The organism is Ruegeria sp. YTSA064, from assembly GCF_059610325.1.
The window spans coordinates 1-22,776 of record NZ_JBXWNK010000021.1 but is presented as its reverse complement, the minus strand read 5'-3'; the positions used below and the strand labels follow the sequence as shown (position 1 = coordinate 22,776).

At 53.9% G+C, this 22,776-nt stretch carries 23 protein-coding genes and 2 pseudogenes; 9 read left to right on the top strand and 16 right to left on the bottom strand.

The genetic code is table 11. The features are described 5' to 3' along the window. The coding region (locus tag AC2FI7_RS22275) for a carbohydrate porin (RefSeq protein ID WP_496833672.1) at positions 1-699 on the top strand (699 nt) is incomplete at its 5' end. Between the two features lie 114 nt (positions 700-813). Next, positions 814-1,194, top strand: a complete 381-nt coding sequence (locus tag AC2FI7_RS22270) for a hypothetical protein (protein ID WP_170337130.1) — start codon at positions 814-816, stop codon at positions 1,192-1,194. A gap of 662 nt (positions 1,195-1,856) precedes the next feature. Here AC2FI7_RS22270 and AC2FI7_RS22265 read toward each other — a convergent pair. Beyond that, complete coding sequence (locus AC2FI7_RS22265; protein WP_496833670.1) at positions 1,857-2,702, bottom strand: GNAT family N-acetyltransferase; 846 nt, start codon at positions 2,700-2,702, stop codon at positions 1,857-1,859. Positions 2,703-2,901: 199 nt separating this feature from the next. Beyond that, on the bottom strand, positions 2,902-3,804 hold the full coding sequence (locus tag AC2FI7_RS22260) for a LysR substrate-binding domain-containing protein (protein ID WP_496671670.1): 903 nt from the start codon (positions 3,802-3,804) through the stop codon (positions 2,902-2,904). Between the two features lie 335 nt (positions 3,805-4,139). Between AC2FI7_RS22260 and AC2FI7_RS22255 the strand changes: the two genes are divergently transcribed. Then, the gene (locus AC2FI7_RS22255; protein WP_496671672.1) at positions 4,140-4,541 is read left to right on the top strand and encodes a LysR substrate-binding domain-containing protein; all 402 of its coding nucleotides are present in this window, start codon (positions 4,140-4,142) and stop codon (positions 4,539-4,541) included. Between the two features lie 290 nt (positions 4,542-4,831). Here AC2FI7_RS22255 and AC2FI7_RS22250 read toward each other — a convergent pair whose 3' ends face one another. The 4 genes from AC2FI7_RS22250 to AC2FI7_RS22235 form a co-directional block, all read right to left on the bottom strand. Continuing rightward, on the bottom strand, positions 4,832-5,638 hold the full coding sequence (locus AC2FI7_RS22250; protein ID WP_496671675.1) for a methyltransferase domain-containing protein: 807 nt from the start codon (positions 5,636-5,638) through the stop codon (positions 4,832-4,834). 5 nt (positions 5,639-5,643) lie between these two features. Beyond that, positions 5,644-5,937 (bottom strand): putative quinol monooxygenase, encoded by a 294-nt coding sequence (locus tag AC2FI7_RS22245; RefSeq protein ID WP_496671890.1) that lies wholly within the window; start codon positions 5,935-5,937, stop codon positions 5,644-5,646. 181 nt (positions 5,938-6,118) lie between these two features. Next, a complete protein-coding gene (locus AC2FI7_RS22240; RefSeq protein WP_496833668.1) occupies positions 6,119-6,310 on the bottom strand; it encodes a hypothetical protein in 192 nt (63 codons plus the stop codon). A 32-nt stretch (positions 6,311-6,342) separates the two neighbouring features. Beyond that, positions 6,343-6,909, bottom strand: coding sequence for a tetratricopeptide repeat protein (locus AC2FI7_RS22235; RefSeq protein ID WP_496671681.1), 567 nt, complete (start codon positions 6,907-6,909; stop codon positions 6,343-6,345). Between the two features lie 393 nt (positions 6,910-7,302). Between AC2FI7_RS22235 and AC2FI7_RS22230 the strand changes: the two genes are divergently transcribed. The 3 genes from AC2FI7_RS22230 (at position 7,303) to AC2FI7_RS22220 (ending at position 13,892) form a co-directional block, all read left to right on the top strand. After that, the gene (locus AC2FI7_RS22230; protein WP_496671684.1) at positions 7,303-9,078 is read left to right on the top strand and encodes an ATP-dependent nuclease; all 1,776 of its coding nucleotides are present in this window, start codon (positions 7,303-7,305) and stop codon (positions 9,076-9,078) included. A gap of 69 nt (positions 9,079-9,147) precedes the next feature. After that, the gene (locus AC2FI7_RS22225) at positions 9,148-10,401 is read left to right on the top strand and encodes a metallophosphoesterase family protein (protein WP_496671686.1); all 1,254 of its coding nucleotides are present in this window, start codon (positions 9,148-9,150) and stop codon (positions 10,399-10,401) included. After that, a complete protein-coding gene (locus AC2FI7_RS22220; RefSeq protein WP_496671689.1) occupies positions 10,401-13,892 on the top strand; it encodes an ATP-binding protein in 3,492 nt (1,163 codons plus the stop codon). Before AC2FI7_RS22225 ends, AC2FI7_RS22220 begins: the two co-directional genes overlap by 1 nt. Positions 13,893-14,315: 423 nt before the next feature. Here AC2FI7_RS22220 and AC2FI7_RS22215 read toward each other — a convergent pair whose 3' ends face one another. The 6 genes from AC2FI7_RS22215 to AC2FI7_RS22190 form a co-directional block, all read right to left on the bottom strand. Further along, entirely contained in the window at positions 14,316-14,597 is a 282-nt protein-coding gene (locus tag AC2FI7_RS22215) for a type II toxin-antitoxin system RelE/ParE family toxin (RefSeq protein WP_496671692.1), read from the bottom strand. Continuing rightward, positions 14,594-14,878: a CopG family ribbon-helix-helix protein gene (locus AC2FI7_RS22210; RefSeq protein ID WP_170555471.1), complete on the bottom strand. Its 285-nt coding sequence runs from the start codon at positions 14,876-14,878 to the stop codon at positions 14,594-14,596. Before AC2FI7_RS22210 ends, AC2FI7_RS22215 begins: the two co-directional genes overlap by 4 nt. Before the next feature lie 95 nt (positions 14,879-14,973). After that, a complete protein-coding gene (locus AC2FI7_RS22205) occupies positions 14,974-16,068 on the bottom strand; it encodes a helix-turn-helix domain-containing protein (protein ID WP_496671697.1) in 1,095 nt (364 codons plus the stop codon). Positions 16,069-16,246: 178 nt separating this feature from the next. Beyond that, positions 16,247-17,215, bottom strand: coding sequence for a plasmid partitioning protein RepB (repB, locus tag AC2FI7_RS22200; protein WP_496671700.1), 969 nt, complete (start codon positions 17,213-17,215; stop codon positions 16,247-16,249). Next, positions 17,215-18,399 carry a plasmid partitioning protein RepA gene (gene repA / locus AC2FI7_RS22195; RefSeq protein ID WP_037317392.1) on the bottom strand — a complete coding sequence of 395 codons (1,185 nt, stop codon included), beginning with the start codon at positions 18,397-18,399 and terminating at the stop codon, positions 17,215-17,217. The genes repB and repA overlap by 1 nt, the downstream gene beginning before the upstream one ends. 286 nt (positions 18,400-18,685) lie before the next feature. Continuing rightward, on the bottom strand, positions 18,686-19,213 hold the full coding sequence (locus AC2FI7_RS22190; protein ID WP_496671703.1) for a site-specific integrase: 528 nt from the start codon (positions 19,211-19,213) through the stop codon (positions 18,686-18,688). Between the two features lie 326 nt (positions 19,214-19,539). Between AC2FI7_RS22190 and AC2FI7_RS22185 the strand changes: the two genes are divergently transcribed. Together AC2FI7_RS22185 and AC2FI7_RS22180 are read left to right on the top strand one after the other, a co-directional pair. Continuing rightward, the gene (locus AC2FI7_RS22185) at positions 19,540-19,797 is read left to right on the top strand and encodes a type II toxin-antitoxin system ParD family antitoxin (protein WP_496671893.1); all 258 of its coding nucleotides are present in this window, start codon (positions 19,540-19,542) and stop codon (positions 19,795-19,797) included. After that, positions 19,794-20,138 (top strand): type II toxin-antitoxin system RelE/ParE family toxin, encoded by a 345-nt coding sequence (locus AC2FI7_RS22180; RefSeq protein WP_496671705.1) that lies wholly within the window; start codon positions 19,794-19,796, stop codon positions 20,136-20,138. Before AC2FI7_RS22185 ends, AC2FI7_RS22180 begins: the two co-directional genes overlap by 4 nt. Positions 20,139-20,194: 56 nt before the next feature. Here the strand turns inward: AC2FI7_RS22180 and AC2FI7_RS22175 are convergent, their stop codons facing one another. After that, complete coding sequence (locus AC2FI7_RS22175) at positions 20,195-21,250, bottom strand: tyrosine-type recombinase/integrase (protein WP_496671708.1); 1,056 nt, start codon at positions 21,248-21,250, stop codon at positions 20,195-20,197. Positions 21,251-21,489: 239 nt separating this feature from the next. Between AC2FI7_RS22175 and AC2FI7_RS22170 the strand changes: the two are divergent. After that, positions 21,490-21,816: pseudogene (locus AC2FI7_RS22170) on the top strand (IS110 family transposase); the annotation flags it as partial. A gap of 45 nt (positions 21,817-21,861) precedes the next feature. Here the strand turns inward: AC2FI7_RS22170 and AC2FI7_RS22165 are convergent. From AC2FI7_RS22165 to AC2FI7_RS22155, 3 genes and pseudogenes are all read right to left on the bottom strand, one after another. Next, complete coding sequence (locus tag AC2FI7_RS22165) at positions 21,862-22,104, bottom strand: hypothetical protein (RefSeq protein WP_496833662.1); 243 nt, start codon at positions 22,102-22,104, stop codon at positions 21,862-21,864. 14 nt (positions 22,105-22,118) lie between these two features. Further along, complete coding sequence (locus AC2FI7_RS22160; RefSeq protein WP_496833660.1) at positions 22,119-22,424, bottom strand: hypothetical protein; 306 nt, start codon at positions 22,422-22,424, stop codon at positions 22,119-22,121. Positions 22,425-22,534: 110 nt separating this feature from the next. Further along, positions 22,535-22,720, bottom strand: a pseudogene (locus AC2FI7_RS22155) (DDE-type integrase/transposase/recombinase); the annotation flags it as partial. Between the last annotated feature and the right edge of the window lie 56 nt (positions 22,721-22,776).

Below are 22,776 nucleotides of genomic sequence, written 5' to 3'. Positions count from 1 at the left end.
TGGGCGCTGCAAGTCGGCCAGATTGATGTAACGGACTTTGTGGATATCTACGGGTTGGTAAGCCCCTACAGTGGTTTTCAAAACCTGTCTTTCAATACCAACCCGACAATCAACACGCCCAACCAAGGCCTTGGTATTGCCGGTGGGGTAAAGCTGAGCGAGAACCTCTACGCCGTTGCCAGCGTATCAGACGCAAACGCCGACCCGTCCGATCCAAACTTTGATGTGTTTAGCGACGGCAATCTCTTCAAGTCGCTCGAACTTGGGTACACGTCCGGCTTTGATCGCATCTACTTCGACAATATCCATCTGACCCTCTGGCATGCGGATGCGGCTGACGATGGCAGTCGAGCAGAAGATTACGGCGCAGCGTTTTCCGCCGCATGGTTTGTTGACAATAAATGGATGCCGTTCTTCCGTGCAGGGGCCTCGAAGGGAACCGCAGCGCTTTATGAACGGTCGATTTCTGCCGGTCTCGGTTACTATGGTCGCAACACCGATTTGGCCGGTCTGGGCCTAAACTGGGCCGAAGCAAGAGGCATAGATGGCGATCAGTTCACGCTTGAAGCTTTCTACCGCTTTTCAATCTCACCCGGACTGCAGATCACGCCATCGGTACAATTCATTTCCGACCCGCTTCTAAATCCCGATCAGGACCGGATTACCCTGTTCGGTCTAAGAACCCGGATCGTTTTCTAATGCGGGGTGAAGGCAGTCACTAAGGGGTGTGCCAAAGGGCAACTAAGAGAGATCAAGCGCGTGCCGGAATTTTCAACGCCGGTCGAATGAAGTTGGGAAGCAAAGGAACAATCTATGAAGATTGCATACGGAATTCTTGCAGCCTTAGCAGTTGTGTTTTTCATCCTTGGAGGCAGCGATGCCCATGCCAAAGACAACAAGGGTAAAAAGCCGAACAAGGGGGGCAAGAACGGTGATGTCAGCATTCAGATAGAAGACAAACCCGGCAAAGGCCCAAAAGCTGTACCACCTGGACAGATCAAGCGCTACACGCGCGGTGCCAAGCTCCCATCTGACCTGGAGTTCGAGGATATTGGGGACCTTTCCAAATGGAAGCTTGGGGAGCCGGGCAAAGGAAACCGCTACATTCTGGTCGATGACGAAGTCCTCGAAGTTACGAATGACCTGTCTACCGTGGTCGATGCCGTCGGCATCGTCGGTGATCTTCTAAATTAGGCGAAAGTACGATGTTTCAGGGCATGAACTACCTCGTTTGCCCTGACGCTGGCCGGGGCGATCATTTGTGAACCCCGGCCCAAGTTCAAAACCCGGATCCGAGGCGCTACGATGATAAAGGCCCTTCTTGTTCTTTTTGCGCTTGCTACCTTTTCGTCAGCACGCGCCCTACTCGCTCAGGAAAACGGTGCAACTGAAGTCCCGCAAACAATACGCTTTGAGGGCTATGTATAGCCCAGTCGCGAAGCAGAACTGTCGCCTTTGGTGGACAATGTGGTCAACCGGACTTTGCAAAGTCTGCTTTCTGCGCATCGCTGACCTTAAAGCGCGTTGAAGCATTTTGTATTTTGGGCTCTCAGCCGCCATGCGGCGGTGCAGAGAAATTCCTGGCTTGCAGCAAATGTGTATGTCGGCTTTCAACGTTGCACCATGATCGGCTCGCTCATGCAGAGAAAGTCCGGAATCCGCCCGATTCTGTGGAAAAACAACGCGTTGCGAGTGCAGAAAGTGGTGCTCTGAACGGAGCGCAAGCACCTTTCTGGTCGGGCAACACGGCGTAGCCTGCGGTTGCATTGAAGCGGACATCCAAAACTAGTCTTTGCAATTTCCGAGATGCGGGATGATTTCAACGGACAAAGCAATCATTTGCATTAGCCAATTACTCAGACAATTCGCGACGCAAACCAATTATCCCGTGACATTAGATAACTTGCCCACGCAGGATTTTGAAATCCAAGCCGGACGTCGTTCGCCACTTGGGTTCTAATGTCCTCGACTTGCGCCAGTACGTCTGGCAGCGCTTCTGTAATTCTCTTAACCGCCACTTTGAGGTTCAAAAGATCTTCCGCCGCCAACTGGCCAATTCTTATCGAAACTTGGCGCAGCGTCTCATCGAAACCGTCGCCTTGCAAATTGGATGCTCGCCACAGGTCGAAATCTAGCACTTCCTGCATCCGGGCTTTGCCAAATGTATCTTGCAGCGTATGCCGTTCCGCAGGGGCAAAACCCAGCCGACGTTGAACTGCGTCGCTCGCTGGGTTCAATTTTGGCCATACACGCGTGTAGATCCCATCGGCGTCAGAGGTTTCGAAAACGTGTCCACATAGTATTCGGGATGAATCGCTTGATACCCCTTTCCCCCAATAGGAACGAGCGACTGCAACAAAAGTCACCACAGTATTATGGGGCAATCCCGGCGCAACAAATACGCCACGAATTCCTACAAATTGGTTATCGCTGGCTTCGTCCCGGACGGTCCACAGACCAATGTGTGGGGCATTGTTGGCGCTCCGCACTCCATCGACGGCAAGAGTGTCGATCCAAGCATCGGTTGCCGCCAGTGCACCTTTTCGCGAAGAGACGTTGTGAACGAGAGTTTTGGCGACCTCTGCGTCCCCAAATATGTACTCTGCCACATCTGATCGATCCGATACCATACTCGGCCGCAATCGGTATCCAGAACGATTGAGATTAGCTTCCAACTTGCCGCCCTTTCTCTGCGCAAGCATCTTGCAAGAAATCGGGTCGGGTCAAGGATCGTTATCGAAAACCATGCTTCTCGAATGGGCCGCTTCCGGGCTCAGAACGGTCATCTGACGTTTGCAGTAGCACATTGAGCCGGTTCTGGCGACTTCAAGGTCTGCTCGGCGGGCAATCGGCCTTACAAATTTTGATTAGCTGCCAGGTGAAAACGATCATATGCGCGGCTCAGGTGTCCTTGGATGCCGAAGCCTCCTCGTCGAGCCTTGGCCCGACGGACTCAAGCCAACTAATAAATGCAGCGACTGCCGGCCGAGGCTTCCATGGCGGCGTGACTATGAAATATCGAGACATGTTAGTGACTGTGATGGGGGCAATTTTCAGCGTTCCAGCCTCGATCTGAGCGCGTACGTCAATTTCGGATTCAACCACAAGCCCCATACCTTCCTCCGCTGCGCGGATTTCGAGAGACGGGTCGCCAATCTCCAAAGTTTTGATGGCGCTCGTGTCGATACCGGATTCTTTTAGTGCTTCGCGTTCCCAGAGACTGCCGCTCGGGATCAGCCAAGGAACTTCATCCCAATTGGTTGCGGGATTATCGACAAGCGAAGGTGCAGCAAAGGCCCGGGTTGGGCTTTCTATCAACAGCCGACACTTTAAGTCTGGCCAGTTTCCGGCACCTGCCCGGATGGCGAGATCGAAGCCTTCCGCGACAAGGTCGATAGCCTCGTCCGTCGGGGCGAACGAGATTTCGATTCTTGGAGCCTTACTCCAAAATTCCGCGATCTTTGGAAATATAACCGCCTCGGCAAAATATGCCGTTGTAGTCACGCGCACAGGTCGGTTCCTATTTTTTTCTTGAAGAGTTTCGATCCCTTCAGCGATTGCGGCAAATCCATTCGCCAAAGCCTTCGCAAGTTCTTGCCCCTCAGACGTCAGACTCACACCTCGCGCAGAGCGCTCAAGCAATTGCATACCAATGAACTCTTCCAGTGCACGGACCTGTTGCGCTACGGCCGCATGAGTTACATTGAGCGATCGTGCCGCTGCTGAAAAGCTCTTTGCCCGCGCTGCAGCCTCGAACGCCCTAAGCGCGGTTAAGGATGGCAGCTTTGTCCAGTCTAGTGTCATGCTGAAAGATCACCTTTCATCCCAATAGTATTTCTGACTCTCAGAATTACCGAAATATTACCATACTCCAATTGTAAATCACCCATTGATGGAGAAATTCGATGTTTTCCCCAAACACAGACCTGTTACGTGCCATTTCAATGTACGATGCCAACGGTCGCCCGCGCCCTAGCCATTTCCCGAGTTACAGAGTGCCATCGGAGAAGCAATGCACGGGGCAGCGGCGTAGCCTTGCATCTCTGTTTCAGTACTTTCTAACTTGGACTCGGCCGCGACACACGCACATAGAGGCCGGTCATCGGTGACACTGTGGAGCTACTGTCCTTGTCTCCGACATGGTCGTGATCGGAGCACCTTCACTGGTGGAAGGCCGAGATCTGCGTGACCCGGCCTCTTTAACGAAGTTGCCCTGGTTGCAGGAACTGGGCACCAACGAGGCGGCTGACTGGTTCACCTATCATGGGGTCGTACCTCCCGAGCCATTGACGATAAATCACATGCCTGGGAACCTGATCATGACCGCGGTTCGCCGAGGTTACGGGATCACGTATTCTGCCAGAGCTTTTTTTGAGGACGATCTGTCATCTGGTCGGATGATTGAATTGTTCTCTGAGCCACTCTTCGGCGTCTACTACATCCAGACTCAAGCAGTATTTCAGCGTCCTGAGGCTAAGGTGTTCGTCAAGTGGCTTAAATCTCAATCACAAGTCGTATCGACGCATACGTCCGAAAACTGACCACGTTCCGGAAGTGTCGCAAACTTTTTGTCTAGATTGACGAGCACGCAGGTTCCGACGTTTGTTCTCAGCGTAACCAAATCGCTGGGACATAGAGTGTTGACGACATCCTACTTCATCGCGCGGGTCACAGCTTGATCAATATCAATATGATCACGCTGTCACTCGTTTTTAGTTGGAAGAAAGTGTTCCCTGAAACCTGCTGCGGGCAGATTTTTTCGAGACCGTAAATTCCCAAACCAGCGGGATCGCCGAGTCCGGGGCAAGTGCCGATCGATCGCTTGTTTTGTCTAATCCGGCTTGCAGGCGGTCATGATGTAGGCCGTCGTCGGGAAGATCGCCTTGCCCGAAGGCGTGGCGTATTTCGAAAGTTTCACATCGGATTCGATCAGAACTTCTGCGATTTTTTCTTCACTGAGATGTATATCAAACAGCGGCAGCCAACCCCGTAGTTCGACTTCCACCATTGTCCGGGTGCTGGGAAAGGTTGCCTGCTCGCTTTTGGTTTCAAAGGCAATGTCATCGAAGCCCACTTGCGACAAGATGTTCGCGACTTCGTCGGGGTTGCCCAAATTGAATGGCAGCCTCACAGAATTTGCTGCCTCTGGTGATACGTGTGCCCCCAACACAGCGACGATGTCTCGATACGCAGGATTCTGATCGATAGAGTGCCAGATCGCCACCCCCAGCCTGCCGCCCGGTTTGGTCACCCGGTACATTTCGCGTGTCGCTTTCCGCAGGTCCTGAAAAAACATCATTCCAAATTGAGAGATCACGCAATCAAACGAGTCATCCGCGAAGGGCAGCTCTTCGGCACTGCCCAGAACCCACTCGATATTGGGTTCAACTTCTCTTGCCGCTGCAATCATGCCGGGTGCAGGATCAAGTCCGACCACGCGACCAGTATGTCCAGAACACTCGCGTGCTGCTCGCGTCAACACGCCTGTACCACACGCAACATCCAAAACGTGCGCACCTTCGCGTATTCTTGCGCCGCCAGTCAAATGGTCGCACCACGGTGCAAATAGCGCTGGCACAAACAGAGCTTCGTATCCACGACCCGCTTGGAGTTCTTCTTGTGTTACTTCGGCAGCCATTTGCGCTACTCCACAAATTCGTAGTGTTTGATTGATCTGGATTCGACCAATTCGGCTTCTGAAGGATCCACATGCGGCGATTGGTAATCATCGCCTACAAACGCCTTGAGAGAAGCGAGATCTTTCCAGATCATCACGAAACTGAATTCTCCTGGACTGTCAGCCCGCGCTGCGCCCGGAAGGACCTGCACGATCCCTTCGGTTCCCCGCATCAATGGTATGGCCGTGTTGTGGAAGAAGTCACCGAACTCCTCCTCTTTGCCTTCTTTCGCTGTGACTTGAAATATCCGCATGATCATAAAAGCCCCTCCGATTGGTAGGGTTGCTGCCTGCATGATGACCTCAAGAATACCTCATATCACATCACTAGCCCTTTGTCGTTTTGACTCATTACCAACTGTCATCAATAAACAGAACCAGTACCGAACCTGTCCTGAAACAGACCAATGGCTCAAGACCCTTGGACGGAAGCTACGCGACTCAAACGACCAGCCCTGCTAGATTGAGCCCTTCACGTAGTATTTCGATCGGGTCTTTCGGCATGTCACGTGCGCGGAAAGGGGCCAGTGGGTCTTTGATTGCTTCAGGAAACTCTTTTCTTAGTTCATTGATCAGGTTTCTCGCTGCGTCCAGTTCGCCGTTTAACGCCAAAGCCGCGGCAGTGTATGCCATGTTCATGAGGCGACGTGCACCACCCCTACCGGCTATTTCGGCCAATGCTTCATCGTAGTCGCCCCGCACGATTGCATGCAGGTGAAAGGCGTTGCCATATCCGGGATGAAGCTGAGGATTGAGTTCCCGCGCCCGAGTGATCCAGGTTTCACCAGCCTCCCATTCTCCCGAATATGCCAGAAAGATCCCCAAATCGGCGAGAATCCAGGAGTCGTTTGGATGAGATCGATTGCGCGTTGCGCGTAATTTCGGAAGATATCTGTGCTCTCACCAACCCTACGGATGTGGATCGCCAGTGCGTAATACGCATCCGGGTTGTCCCGGTCAGCCTCAAGTGCCTTATTGGCGGCCCGCCGCGCCCGCTCCGACCAGTCCGGCTGCGTATCCAATTGGCGCTTCTTGGACTCCAAATAATTGTAGGCGAGCCGTAACCAAGCCAGTGAATAATCAGGTTCCTCCTCAACCGTGCGGAGCTTCATGGCCAACGCATCCCCATCACGGGCGAAGCGGGGATCGGATATGTGCTTGACGATGGCTATGACATGCCGCCCCTGATGCTCACGGCAGATGAGTTGGAGGCTGCGGCCCTTGGTGCGCATGGGTGGCCTCTGAGGCAGACCCCTCGCTCGCTCGGGCTGCGCGTGATCTTGTGTCAAAGCTCTCCTCGGTCATCCCGAAAGAGCTTCGCCCTGTCGTGCCGGACGGAAGCACAAAGCCCATCCAAACGCGCGCTAGGGTGAACCAGCCAACACGCGAGCACCTAAGGGTTCTGTAAGGGCAAGCCTTTGCTGACTTTGAAACAAACCACCATACGCTGCAGTGACGGACGTAATAGAATCGATTCACTGCGCATTCAGAGTCAACTCAAACATCCCGGAGAAAAACCCGTTGGAATCTTCGAGTACCATCTGTGACTTTTGCGCTGCTATACAGTTTAGCACCGCACTTGATGCGCAAGAGAATTTTTTGCGAACGTTTTAGAAAGGCGACGGATGCACCGTATTTCCAAGGTTAAGATTCAGAACTTCAAGTCCATTCAAGAAGTCGAGCTGCTGCTTGCAGCCTATACGCCTCTAATCGGCTACAACAACGCCGGGAAAACAAATATCCTGCAAGCGTTATCATGGGTGATCAAGAAATCGGCTCTACAATCATCGGATTTTCTCGACCCCGGATTACCACTTGTTGTAACGGCCGAGATTACGGGCATCGACGCTGATTTGCTCGATGCTTTGGAAGACAATCATCGGAATAGGATCGAACCGCACGTAATAGACGGGACGATTTCGCTGCGCCGAACACAACCACAACCAAATGTGCCGGTTGGGCAGATCCGTCTGGAAGTAAGGAAGATGGAAGATGGCCAAGAAACATGGATCGTTAATCCAACGGGAATAGACCAAGCCATTGCGAGGATTTTTCCCGATCCGATATTCATCGGCGCGATGGAGAACACGACAGAGGACGTTGGGAAGTTTGCTTCAGGTACGACAATTGGGAAATTAATCAAAGAAATCATCGGGCCTGTCGCCGAACGAAACGCAGGTCCAGTCACAGATGCTCTCGCACAAGTCGCTTCGCGGCTATCTGCCGACGGTGACGAGAAGGATGAGACACTAGTTGAACTCGACACACAAATTCAAAATGAACTTGGCCGTTTTTTCCCCGGGGTCGTCGCCAAAACTCACATCCAAACGCCTGAATTCTCGGATTTTTTGAGAAACGCGACTATCAAGATCTATGACGAGCAATTTGATCCAGAGACCGGTCGGGACGCATCATCTTTCGGGCACGGAGCGCAACGTTCTGTTCAAATCGCCCTAATCAAGTGTTTGTCCGAGATCCGAAGGCAGGCAGCGGCCAATGAGGCGCGGACAACCTTGCTGTTAATAGATGAACCCGAGTTATACCTGCACCCTCAGGCCATTGAGATGGTGCGTGCATCGCTGAGCCGCCTCTCTGCGGAGAGCTATCAGGTCGCTCTTTCGACCCACTCGGCCAATATGATCGCAAGAGCAGATGCACCAAACGCTCTCTTGATCCGTCGAACAGCGGCGGATGGTACGATATGCTTTCCCAGGATGGTAGACGCCGTTCACGACGCCATAGCCGGAGCGGAGCACCAATCGGCAACTCTTTTCGCGCTCTCTAACTCAACCCAGCTACTTTTTTCCGAGAAGGTAGTCCTAGCAGAAGGCAAAACCGAACAGACGCTGCTTCCAGAGCTGTTTCAGCATGAAGCAGGTTGCTCACTTGAAGAAGACAAATTGGGCTTGGTCTCGCTCGGAAGTTCAAGCGATGTGCCTAAAGCGCTGCCCGTACTTGCTGCGATGGGAATTCCTACAAAGGCTGTCGTCGATCTTGATTTCGCGTTTAGACCCGCCATCCAGCACGGTTTGATCACCGACACCAACGCGGCTGTTCAGGGGTGCATTGCGGTGCTCACGCGCCTGCAAGGCGAAGGAAGAATCGACTTGGCAGAGGACGGTTTTCCCAAAAAATTTGGCGACGTCTCGACTGCCAAGGCATACGAGATTATGGCTGCGGAGGCAGACGCTCGTGGGCACATCGATGCCATCCATGAACACTTGAAGGCCCAAGGCATCTGGGTTTGGACGGATGGCACGATTGAAACTCATTTGGGCTTGGAAGGTAAAACAGCGTCTGTTCATAGCAGCTTCTTGTCGTCGTACCCAACCGAAGCGTTTCGCGACGGCCTGCCCAACTATGGAAACGTACAAGCTATGTTGGCATGGCTCAGACAGTAGGCCATCGAAGCGCATTGCTATGCGGAGAAAGCAGTTTCTGCAATTTAGAGGAAGGGTACTTTAGAAACGATGTTTAAGTTCATTCACACTGCGGATGTTCACCTAGACTCGCCCCTCAAGACTCTGGCGATGCGCGATCCTGATCTTGCTCAGCTTGTTGGTGGTGCTACCCGAAGAGCATTCGAGCGGATCATTGATATCTGCATCGAGGAAAGCGCCGATGCCCTAATCATCGCAGGCGATTTATACGACGGTGACCTCCGAAGCATGAAGACGGCCGCATTCCTTGGACGTCAAATGCGCCGATTGGACGAGGCTGGCATTCGCGTCTTCATGATCCGGGGAAATCACGACTCCGAATCCACGATCACGCGCTACTTGGATCTCCCTTCAAATGTTCACGTCTTTACCGGGCACGGAGGGGTCGAGGAGATTCCCGATGCGGGTGTCGCAATCCACGGCGTTAGCTTTGCACGTCGTCATGCACCGGATAGCCTTTTGCCAAAGTACAGGCCTCCGGTTGACGGGCTTATCAATATTGGGCTGATGCATACGAGCCTCGCTGGTGCATCAGGGCATGATGAATACGCCCCGTGTGCGCTTAACGAACTTAGTAGTCACGGCTTCGATTATTGGGCACTGGGCCACGTCCACGCACGACAAGTGCATTCGGAGAACCCTTATGTCGTCATGCCCGGCATTCCGCAGGGTCGGGACATTGGAGAAGCTGGTCCAAAGACGGTGACTGCGGTGGAGATTTCTGGCGGCGAGCTCAGTGTGAGCGAACGCAATGTATCCATCGCCGAGTTCGAACGCGTGAACCTTGATCTATCTGGCACCGATAGCTGGCAGGGTATACTTCAGACACTTCGAGCTGCGCTCAAGAATGCGCGCAATTCTGCTCTCTCGGAATATGTCATCTGCCGCTTGGAGCTTTCCGGAAACTCGAACCTTGGCTGGCGGCTCCATCGTGACGTCGATCTGCTTTTGGCTGAAGCGAAGGATGCAGCGGATCAGGTTGGCGGAATTTGGATCGAGAAAATCGAAATCAAGGTCGCTTCACCTGTTGCTAGTGCTGAAGATGCCGACCCGGTAGACGAGCTAGCGTTGCTCATGAAAGAGGTCGCATGGGACAGTGCATTTCGGTCGGAAGCCACATCCCACCTTGAGCAAGTCGTTCGCGCCCTGCCTGCGGAGCTGCGTGATCGCTTCGGTTCGGATCAGAATGGCACGAAGGGCGTTCTTGATCGCCTGCTTGAAGCAGGAGCAGCGGACGTCGTCGCTTCGCTGAAAAGCGGCCAGAGCCAAAAGGAGGCTTCGTGATGCGGCTGCGCAAGCTCAATTTAACACGCTATGGACGCTTCACAGATTTCTCGATTGATCTCGGAGATCGGCCTAAGAATGGATCCGATCTGCATATCATTTTCGGCGAAAACGAGGCCGGTAAGTCGACAGCCTTCAATGGCTATCTCGACCTTCTGTTCGGTATTGAAGACCGGAGCAAATACAACTTCCTCCACGATTACAGCGCCCTTCGTGTGGGCGCCGTTCTCGAGATTGACGGCCAAGACGTCGAGCTCTCGCGCATTAAACGACGGGACGGAAATCTTTTGGATGGAGCGGACAACGGGGTCGATCCAACCCTATTGTCAGCAACTTTGCACGGTTTGTCCCGCGATGCGTATCGCACGATGTTTTCATTGAATGACGAGACGCTTGTACAAGGCGGCGAAGAAATTCTGGCAAGTCGTGGTGATCTTGGTCGTCTGCTCTTTGCAGCAACTGCTGGGCTCGGTGATCTAAGCGATGGCCTCGACGCGTTGCGTGAAAAGGCTGCCAAGTTCTACATGCCTCGGTCGCGATCGAGCGAACTGAAGTCCTTGAAGGACGAACTCAGTATTATGGACGAGCGCCGCCGCACGTTGGACATCCATGCCAGTGGCTTCGAGGCTCTCGTTGAAAGTCGTCGGCAAGCGGAGGAAGCCTATCAGGTCGCACGGGACAGTCGCGACAATCTCCGGGCGGAGCAAATCCGGTTGTCCGCGTTGAAAGATGCCTTCGCAATCCGTGATGGTCTTCTCAGACTGGAAGAACAGCTCCAGCCCATTACCCACTTGCCTGACGCTCCTGCGGGATGGTCAGCGGAAGTAGGTGCTCTCAAGGAAGAGCTTGCGGCAGCCATGGCAAAAAAGGGAGACGCCGAGGCCGATATCAAGGCTGCGGATGATCGACTTGAAGCCCTGGTACCTGACCCCGAGATTGATTCTGTGCGCGCCGAAATCACTTCGCTGGAGATACCTGCAGCCCGTGCTCGCACAGCACAGGAAGACCTGCCAAAACGGCGGGAAGAGCTCCAAAAGGTTGACGCCAAGCTCGACGAAATTCGCGCCCGACTGGGCGCGATGGAAGACAGCGATCTGACTACCCTAATTGTCCCGGACGACCGGCTCGCGCGGTTGGATGAACTTTCCGCCCGAGAAGCCGCTTTGGCTCAAAGAGTGGCGTCCGCCCGAGACGAAGTGAGCGCGGCTGAGGATGCCCTCCAGTCTGCGGTCGAAGACCTCGAGGCTGCACCTGCCCAGAGCGCGGAAATGGCCTCGCTGACCTCCCTGCTCGACCAGTTCAACCAAGACAATCCCGAACAACGCGAGCAGCATGCCGCGGAGGCGCTTGAACGCTTGAGCAAATCGATAGAGCGGGATCTCAAAAGGTTGGCTCCTTGGTCAGCGACAGAAGCAGACCTCGCACCAGCGTCATTGCCCGATGCCCAACAAACTGATCGCTGGTCCAGAACCGCGCTCGAACTGGCGCAGAAATTGAGGGAGTTGGAAGATCGTAGGGCGCAACTTCAAGAAACACGCGCCCGAAATGTGAACATCGTGTCTGCTCTTTCTTCGCAGAGTGATGGCATAGCTGATGCCGAGGCAAAGCGTGTGCGTGTTCTGCGCGATAAGGCTTGGGCTTCGCATCGATCCCGCCTGGATGACGCTTCGGCAGACGTCTTTGAAGTCGCGCTTGGAGAAGACGACCGAGTTCGTGACGATCGTCTAGCTGCGGCAGACCGGCTGGCTGAACTTCGATCAGCAGAAATCGAGATTACAGCAACTGATGCAAGCCTCGAGACCGTCGCAGCCAAGATGAAAGAAACCCAGGACGACCTATTTGCGCTCCGCAAAGAAATGGCGCCGGTTCTCTCCGAGGCTGGCTTGCCGACAGAATACCCCGCTGAGGACCTGCCGGGTTGGGTCGAGCGGGCTGAGGCATTGCTAGACGTTGTCGCCGAGGCGGACGCTCAGCGATCGGCACGGGAACGCGCCGCTGCAGATTGCGAGGTCACCAAAACCGCGCTCATTGAGGCGCTGACGGCCCTAGGTGAAAGATCCCCTGATGCTCCGACCCTTCGACAGCTTCAGGCACGGTCGAACAACCTGAAAGACCGCGCAATCGAAGACGCGGCAAAGCGCTCGGCGGCTGAAAAAGCTGTGGCGGCGGCGAAGGCGCAAAAACGACAGCGGGACCGAGCCCTTTCAAACGAAGAACAGGCATTTGCCAATTGGCAGAGCGAGTGGACAGATGCGCTGGAAGGACTCTGGTTGACCGAGCGCAACACAACACAGGTCCGCGCGCTCCTTGATCCGCTTCGCGGTCTGGCGACGCAAGCCAGCAAACGCGTCGAACTCGTGGCGCGCGTCGAGGCTATGGAGCGTGATCGCGCCGCCTTCAAGGACGCCGTAGACCGGCTTTCTGTCAGGCTCGAGGTTGCCTCGGAGCAGAACCCGGCATCGACGTATGCTGAGCTTAAGACGAGGTTGAAGGCAGCTGACGATGCGAACACGGCCTTGCAGGCAGCGGAAGAGGCTCGCCTGATCGCTGAAGAAAGATTTGCAAAAGCGGACGTGGAACTCTCGCGTGTAGAGACACGGCTAAAGCAAATGGCTGGACACTTTCCAGAGATCGAGACCATCACAAATCTCGACGAACTGGCAGATGTACTTAACCGATCGCAGCAGAGAACCGATTTGGCTAAGACCGTGGAAGAAAAGCAACGCGATCTCTTCGAACGCCTGGGCGCTGAATCCAGAAAGGACGCGGATGAACTGCTCGACGCAGAAAATCGCAACGACGTTGATAGTGGTCTAGCTGAAATCGACAGTGATCTTTCAGAAGCCGAAGGTGAGCTTGAAGACCGGATTGGTGGGCGGCGTGATGCAATAAGAGCGATCGAGGAAGTCGGTGGAGACGCGGCCGTTGCGCTTCTTGAAGAAGAGCGCCGGAGCGTCTTGATCGAGATTGCGGAGAAAGCCGATCGGGCGCTCTCTCTCCAGCTTGGGGTAATGGCAGCCGATCGTGCCCTTGCGGTTTACCGTGATCGCCATCGTTCAGAATTGCTGGCGCATACAGCCGATGCATTTCGTACTATCACTCGTGGGGAGTTCCATGATCTCACAACACATCCAGACAGAAATGGTGATCGTCTGATTGCTCTGCGATCCAACGGTGGGGGGTCCCTAGGGGCTGATGAGATGTCAAAGGGGACGCGTTTCCAGCTCTATCTTGCCTTGCGTCTCGCCGGATACCGTCGGTTCTGCGACGTCGCAGGCCCGCTTCCATTCATCGGCGATGACGTAATGGAAACCTTCGATGATCGGCGTGCGGCAGCGACACTCGGTCTTTTGAGCGAAATTGCGCAAGACGGGCAGGCTCTCTACTTCACCCACCATGAGCATCTCTGCGAGATTGGGAAGAAGGTTTGCGGCGACAAGGTAACAATCCACGAGATCCCCAAGTTGCAATTCGTCAGCGGCGCAGCTTGATTGGCAAGAAAATGTCATCGCAACCACTAGTTGGAGACAACAAGTACTTAGCCGGAGCTTCTTAAATGCTTCGCACCTCCTCTGTCGGACTCGGTCAACAGTCGGTTGTACTCTACAGATCTCTAGCCGGTCGAAGACAACCGATCTTCGGAAATGCTGGCCGAGCCTAGCAGAACGAATTTCAATGCATTTTCTGGTTGGCTGCTCTTGAACCTCAAGCGGCAACGCAATGTTGGGGGCGATAGAGCGGATTTGGCAAGGTGCAATGTCTGCTTACGCCGAGGTTACGTTTTCTGCGCGCGTGTGCAGCGAAGGTCCGGAATCCGCCGTCTGTGCAGAAGCTAGAGGTCGAATAACAAAACAGGTTCGGTTGCTTGCCCCCTACCCCGCTCGCTATATACCACCAGTATTCAAACCCTGGTTTCAGTAATCCGCGCCTTGGCGGGTATCCCAGAGACGCAGAATTTCTATCTGGGTGGGCATTACACGATAGATCAGCGTGAATGGGGTTCGCGGCACTGAAAGCTCCCGTATGTCTTGGCGTGTGTCACTTGAGTGACCTGCATAAGGGTTGGCTGCAAGAGTAAGCTGAATGGCTTTGAGCTGAGCTCGTGCCCTTTCGCTGCCTTCAGGAAAAACTGACGTGAAGTAGTAACGGAACCATTGAATGTCCCGGGCCGTATCTTCGAGAAATACTATCTTCATTGGCTATTGGATTGCCCGCTTGCTACCGGAGCCGAAAGTTCATTCTCGGTATCCCAGCTGTCTATCCAGGCATTCATTTCGTCTGCCGTGATGAACTTGCCTTGGTCTGCTTTTTCAACAGCCGCATCAATGGCTGCACGTTTAGCGGCTTTGGATTCTAACATCATTCTAATTGCCCGTACGGCGAGTTGTGCAGGCGGTCGATCTTCGATTGCAGCTTCCCGTTCCAGGGTCTTTCTCAGGTCTTCATCGAGACGGATTGAATATGGGCTGGTACTCATCGCAATCACCTGTTTCCGTATTGTAGTACAATGTAATACATTGCCATTATATTCACAATAGACCGATGGCATGTACTGCACCTATTGTTCTGAACTCATGAGCGTGAGGAGATATCATGGGTATGGCCTGCACTTCCGCGGACTTTTGAACTATGCGCCAACAATGTGGTTGGTTGCATATCTCCCCGATCGATTTTCGAGATCAGTGAGATCAAATAAGCTTGGTGAGATTTTATGTTCTCAGCTCGTTGAAAGATATATCCAAGCACCATGAAACGGAGAGCTGGGCCATGTGTCGATTTCATAGCATACCAGGTCTGACCAAATCGTAAGTACTCGGCGATATCGTCCATAAGCCGGTCACAATGTGACTGATCCCGGGCAAGGCGAAGTTCCGAGCACAAACGTGGAAAGCTGCGCTCCATTTGATCTGGAGAAACTTGAACCTGAGAATGTTTTCCTTTCTTAACTATCGGATTCAAAGAGTCCTCTTTGTGCCCCTCAATTTTATGGTCATAGGCCCTCATTTTTTCGGTATGAGCCGGTGTTATCTCTGAGATTTCCACAGAGATTTCAGCCAGAAGTTTCCGGAGGACACGCGCATCCGGCTTGCGGCGCAGCGCATTGCGCACGGAGGTCATCAAATCTGTGATAGAGCCATCGTCTGCTACAAGCTCTTTCAGACGAGCCAGAGCGGCCGATACCTTGTCGCGGAGTAACGTGAATTCGAGAACGCGGTCAGCATGCTTCTGGGCTTCCTGGAGGAACTCAGCATGCCTTTCAGACAATGGCATCAGGGAAAGACCGGTCGCTGTGACCACCCTGCCCTGTCGGTCTCGGCGTGCCCAACGTTTACCATTTGAGCTCATTACGCGTCGGACAATCCCAAGCTTGGCCAGAGTCGAGATATGACGTTCAACAGTTGGAACGCTGACATGGGCTCGTTTGGCAATCGCGGCGTTGGATGCGAAGCAGATATGCTCATCATCCTGATCGACTGAAATCTGATCTCCTTGCAAAAAGGAAATCATTGCTCTTAGGACGTTGAGAGAAGTGGACTTCAGCCCAAGCGACTCTCTCGCCTCTTCAACGGCTCGAAGAAGAATCCATTTCTTGGGCGTATAAGTCCCCTGCCCTGTCGCGCTCGACAAGGTTGCTCCTGACGGAGCCATTGCTGTCACTGTTTTCATGAGTTTATGTCAGCAGACAAAAAATACCCGTTCGCTCAGGAGCGTTTTTTCTTGTATGGCGATTCGGGGACTGCTAGATTCTAGGTGTCTAATCTAAGAATTGCGCTTAGCGCAGCGGCCCTCGAAGCTCCGGTTTCGGGGGTTTTTCTTTGCTTGCCTTCCTCCTTTCTGCTCGTCCTCAGTTATTTTGCTTGTTGTTTACAGCTGTAAATTCGGCGTGTGTTCTCTTGATGATTTTCGTCAGATTTTTGTCCAACCACTCAGCAAAATCCGCGTTCGAACCTGTCTTTCTAACTGACAATGTAAGAGACCCGCTGCCGGACTTGATAGTCACGCCATCAATGGGGCTGGTTTCACCAACGCCGTCCTTTTGTCGGGCACCACGTTTTGCGGCCGCTTTAAGTAGGGTTTCCAGCCGGTCATCTGAGGAAACCGATGGCTCGACGGCTTGAAGCAAGTCCGTTGCGTCGTCAATTGTCAGCTTGCCTGCCAAGAAGTGCTCAGCAAGTGCAGTCCACTTCGGGCGGCCTGACTTTGGAGCTGCGCCGATCATTTCTCCGACCTCAAAAGGAACGTTTTGCGTGACCTTAGTAAGGTGGGACAATCCTGATGCTGACAGGTTCAGAACTCGTTTCACCGTGGCTGTATCATGCCCAGCGGTCTGAATTGCTTCCGCAAAGCGAGCTTTTTCGTAGAAGGACAGGTTGCGCCTCGCTGCGTTTTCAAGGCCTTTGGCAAGGAGCGCCGACGCATCGTCGATATCTTGAACATTGGCGCGAACTTTGATTTTGAGCTCACGACATGCTTTGAGCCTTCTCCTCCCATAAATCGCCTCGTAACGACCTTCGGTTTTCGACTTCCGAACGAGGATGGGTACTTGTTGACCGCCGTCTTGGATGCTCGATTTCAAACTCTCAAAGCTGTCGTCATCTTCATCAGGGTTTACAGCTGTAAACTCACCAAGCCGATCAATCGGTCCCCAATCGTCTATGAGAGATGGGTCAATTTCCCTAATTGCGGCAAGGGATCCTTGAAGCGCACCGAGAGCAGGGGCGTTGGCTCTTACCGGTCTGTCTGCGGTCTTAGATCCGGAACGTGCAATCGTGCTCGCTATACCCGACATTTCTTGAAGAGATTTTCTAGCCATTAGCTACGTCCCCATGCTTGGTGGATCATTTGCTCTACCTCAGAGCCGATCGCATCCATTGAGTTCTTTGCCCGGTCATAGGTTGCGCGTGTCATTTCCGAACGCACAACCTCGTAGATCGACTGCTTGAGCATTGTTGCGTCACTGATCGCAGTGCTCTTCAGAGCCGTTGCTGACATAACGCGGTCCTGAAACAGTGCTCGCATGAATGAAGCCAGCTGTTGAGATGGAACGTCTGTTGGCTCGTCACGTGTTATAAGGAACTTGAAGCTGTCGTATTCGAGAGTGGCGCCGGCGTCTTCAATGACAGCCATATAAGCACCAGCAAGTTCGAGAAATTGAGCTGTCGAAGACACGTCCAACATAGAAGGTGTTAAGGGCACGAGCAAAGAACTGGCGGCAGCCATCCCCGCGATGGTTAGGAACCCGAGTTGTGGTGGACTATCAATAAGAACAAGGTCAAAATCGTCTTCCACTTGGGCCAGAGCATTCCGTATTCTCGTAAAAAACGGATGGTCAGGGTTAGAGTGGACGGCGGATTCCGTCTCAAATTCAGAAAGAACAAGCCGTGACGGTGCCACAGACAATCCGGGGAAATATGTCGGAAGCACGACATCTGCCATATTAACCGGGTCTTCATAGCGAATGGCATCGTATATAGTTAGCCCATCGAACTCGATTTCAGGGCTGATGCCGCACATGGATGTAAGCGAGCCTTGGGGGTCTAGGTCAACGGCCAGCACACGGTATCCGCGAAGCGCGAAAAAATGAGCCAGATGAATTGTTGTAGTGCTTTTGCTGCTACCGCCTTTGAAGTTCATCAACTGCCAGACTTGAAGTTTCTCTCCTTCCGTCCGGCGAGGGATGTAGCGTCCTTGTTTGCGCGAGGTCTTCTCAAGCGTTTCACGTGCTTCCCAAAGCTCTTGCGCAGTATAGTAACGTCGACCGCTTCGCACGTCTTTTGGTTCAGGAATTGTACCTTCTGAGTGGACCTTGCGCATGAATTGACCCGAGACGCCCAAAAGTTCGGCCGCTTCTGGTGCTGCGAATGTGCGTAGTGATTTTGTGTTGTCAGGTGCAAAGGCAGCAAGAAGATGCTCTCGGATAGCCGAGTTCAATCTCTCGGAAATTTCCGTGGCGAGTGCCGATGGTCGATCTGCCGTAAGTGGTGTCACGGGAATCATGTAGTTGCCTCAAATTAAAGAATGTGGTCATTTTCGCGCCACTTGAGACAAACAGCCGTGATTCACTGCCCTAAGTCAAGAATTTTCGCCTATATTGTGGGCTGCGCTGACCGGCAGACTACATGCGCTTTGTATCAGAGCAGGGTGGTTTACAGTTGTAAACCCGGTAGAAGAGAATTGTGGGCTCTCAAATCAGAGGTGGATCTTCCGCAAATCAATCAGGCATGCGCGTGAAACTTCTCTAAATGCTCCGCTTTGAGTGGAGCATGTCCTGCCGAAGGCTGTGTCATGAATGAGCGAGGTGCGTTGTAAGAAGGGTATCAGGGAAGGGTAGGGGGTTAGTTGAGCTGATTGGTTGAATCACACCCCAACAAATCCGCAGCCGGGTTCTGGGCGATATCGACGCCGTCATAGCATTTCTGAGCCAGTGCGATAGGTGCAAACCGGTCTTGAGCGGTGCGCCGTCCTGCGCGGCTTGGGTCAGGAAGCCCGAGCGCAGCCAAAGCGGTGAGGCATAATCCTTCGGTAGTCCTGTCACCTTCAGTCGGTGTTTGACGATCTGGGCTATGGCGCCCGGGTTGAGGTGGCGTTTCCATATCCAGCCAGATTTCGAGACCGTGTGAAACAGGGGGCTGTCCTCGACCTGACCCACTTCGATCCAACGCGCCAGCGGCCTAGCTGCGCGACCTTTGCGCACCAACCGTGAAGCCTCGCCCTTTTGGGTGGCCTCGACTACCAGCGGCGACAGCAAAATTAGGTCATTCTCGTCGAATTCCTTCAGCGACACATCCTCCAAAAAAATCCCGCCGATCACCGAACGCTGCCATCTACCCGAGGTCAGCCCAGTAACAGGATGATCTGGTCACGGCTGTCCCGGCACGAACCTTGAATGGTGACCATCTGTTGTTCGAGAATATCACGGGTAATCGGATGGGCGGTGTTCGGGGCAAGGAGGTCGGCCCTGTGTTTGGAATTTGCGAAAGCGTAGGGGTGATGGTTAACCCTGCCACGGCGGTGAGCACTTATTTGCTCTGTCAGGCCGGCAATAAGAACGGTTTGATTAAACTACCGGGTGTGGAAACTTCAATTGTTGAACAAGTACCTTCGTTGGCATATATTGCCAATCAGGAGGTTCATGCCATGGTAACCCGCAATGTCGTACTTACAGAAACGCAGGATCAACTGGTGCAGAATCTGGTTGCATCTGGTCGCTATCAGAACGCCAGTGAAGCGTTGCGCGCCGGTCTTCGTCTTCTGGAGCGGGAAGAGGCGGGACTGGTGTCTCTCAGACAAGGCCTGCAGGAGGGCGTAGCCCAGGCTCAGGCAGGAGATCTGGCAGAAGGCGGCGGTCCGGATGCGATCCGTCGTGCCTTTGCAAGGGCACGAACCAAAGCGTGACCAAACCCTTTCGACTGACACGCCATGCTGAAGCCAGCCTGGTGGAAATTGCCCGATGGACCATCGACAAGTTTGGACGGCATCAAGCCGATCTTTATGAACAAGAACTGATAGCGCGCTGTCAGGCCATCACGGAGGGCAGGGCGGCCAGCCGCAGCTGTTCTATATTGGTAGAGGAGGCAGCTGATCTCAGATATGTACGGGCGGGAGAGCACTTCCTAGTCTACCTGGATCAGCCTGACGCGGTGATCATAGTCGATATCCTGCATTCCCGCTGCGACCTACCGCGACATGTTTCCGCGCTGGCCACGTTAACGGATGCGACAGGAAACAAGACATAGGCACAGCAGCCGGAGTTTCCCTCAAGCTGGGAATTCTTTAAGTAGGCAGTATGTGCTCACCCCAATAGATCAGTCGCCGGGTTATCCGCGATGTCCACATCGTCGTAATACTTTTGCGCCTGGGCCATCGAGCGGTGCAACGAGAGGCGCATTGCGGCTTGGATTGGGGCACCGTCCAGGGCCGCCTGGGTCAGGAAGCCCGAGCGCAGCCCGTGCGGCGACGCAAAATCCTCTGGCAGGCCCGCCAGTTTCAATCGGTGTCTGATGATCTGGTAGATCGCATCCGGGGACAGGCGGCGCTTCAACACTCGATCGGCTTTTGAGACCGGTCGAAACAGCGCTCCATCCGTGATCTGCCCGACCTCGATCCAATGCACCAACGCCTGTGCGGCGCGGCCCTTCAGCACCAGCCGCGGCGTTTCACCTTTGGTTGTCGTCTTGGTCTCCAGCAGTGAAATCCAAACCAGTCCTTTCTCGTCGAACTCTTTGAGAGAGACATCCTCGCGCATCAGAGCAGTGATCTCGGAACGCCGCCGTCCGCCCGAAGCCCAACCCAGCATCAAGATGGCGCGGTCGCGGCAATCCCGCCGGGACCCCCGACAGGTGGCCAACAACTGTTCCAGCACGTCCCGCGTTATCGGGTGTTGCGATTTCGGAGCCGGTGGCCGGGCCGCAGCTCGCCGCGCCTTGGCGCGGGCCTGCTTCACCTGCGGCGCACCGAAAGGGCTGGTCAGGTTCTTCATTCGATGAAAGGCCAACCAGGAGGCGATGCGCCGGTCCAGCGTCGAAGGGGCAGGGCAGGCGAGGGATTTGCGCAGCCCCTGCGCAATCAGCACCTCCGCGGTTTGACGCGCAATATCCTCATCGGGCGCATCACCCAGATCGCGGGCGTGATCGAGAATGAAGGCGAGGGCGGTGGCCTCAGATTCGGGCCAGCCCAACGTGGCGCTGAACCGGGCAGCCTTCCAGGCGGTGATATAGAGCAGGTCGCGTTCATAGGCCCGCAGCGTATTGGCAGGCGTGCCACGGATGTAAAGATCGGTGAGCGCCTCCTGATCGGCCTCGGAGAGGGCAGGGGTTGACGCGGGAAGATAAGGGGCAGGGGCTGTCATGGCAGCTATTCTGAGCCCATTTCCCGGGAAAATCAAATACTCCTGATAAGGGATACTTATCAGGTATAATAGTAGGTTTAGAAAGTAACAAATGTAACGAGCAAAAGGGTGAAATTTTGCGCGCAATACAAATGGAAGCTCTGCTTGGCAACAGAAATCGCGGGCTCTGAAGGTGTAGACGCCCCCGCTGGCCTCGATGTGCCATTGTGGGTTTGCAAACAACATGATTGGAGGCGTCCATGGAAGAGATTAGCGTGATTGGCCTGGATTTGGCGAAGAACGTTTTCCAAGTGCACGGAGCAGATCACTCGGGTCACCCTATTCTGCGGAAGAAACTGCGCAGAGGTCAGGTCCTTGAGTTTTTTGCCATGCTACCGAGATGCGTGGTTGCGATGGAGGCTTGCTCTAGCGCGCATTACTGTCGCCGCGAGATTGGTCGCCTGGGTCACGATGTCAGGCTCATCCCACCTGCGTATGTGAAACCGTTTGTGAAGCGACAGAAAAACGATGCCGCTGATGCAGAGGCCATCTGTGTGGCTTCGAGCCGTCCCACCATGCGTTTTATCTCGGACAACAACGGCAGGCAGCCCTAAAAACAAACAAGGGATCTATCACGACCGGCCGCCAGAGCGGCGACCTTGACTGACGCCTTCCGGCACGGCCGCGCGCCAAGCAGAGGTGCGCTTGCAGCGGGAACAGATGCGTTCGCCAAAACCTTCGCTCCAGAAAGAGGATTTGCAGCGCAAGCAGAACCGTTCCTTGGGCGCATCTGCAAGCGCACGCTTTGGCGGGTCCGAGACGATGAATTCCTTCTTCTTTTGCATCAGTTCCTCGCGTTTCGTTGATTCAGGCATTCGCTTCTTCAACTTCATTCGGGCATAGGCGAAGTGGACTGTTGGCATGGCATCCCTTCATTTTCGGCGTTCTGAATTTCAGAGCTGTCCTGCGGAAAAACTTGCGGGGTATCGTCTTTGGGACTTTGGTCAACGAGATCGACATTCTCCCGCGTTGTCCGCGATCCCGAGTAAAGATACCGCAATTGGGCCTCGGATACCCCGTCGGCCTGCATCACAAGCTGCACCATTGGGTCTGCCAGCATTTCTTCGAGAAAAACATCAGACAGCTCTCTTCCTGAAAGCTTGTCCTTCGCGCGGGCATTGTCGAGATCAATCAATGAAACGGTTAGGCTCCAGGCTAATCCCGGATGGGAAATGCGTGGATGCAGGTGGAGGTTCTGTCGCAAACTTTTTGGATGGCTAAGCATCATTGAAATTGTTGGGCAGTTTAGCCTGCCAGTTCGGAGAATTGCCGAAACGGACGGAGTTCGGGCGTGAATTGACCTTTGCGGATCATGTTAACCAATTCTATGCCTGCCAGGACAGATGCGGCTGACGCGAAGGATTTGAAACCGAGCATGGGCCTGATCCGTCGTTTGATGAATCGATGGTCGGCATTGCCAACTTGTTTGCGCGTTCTGAACTGGTTACCGCTCACGCATGAAGATACCGTTCAAAATGCCGCGCCTG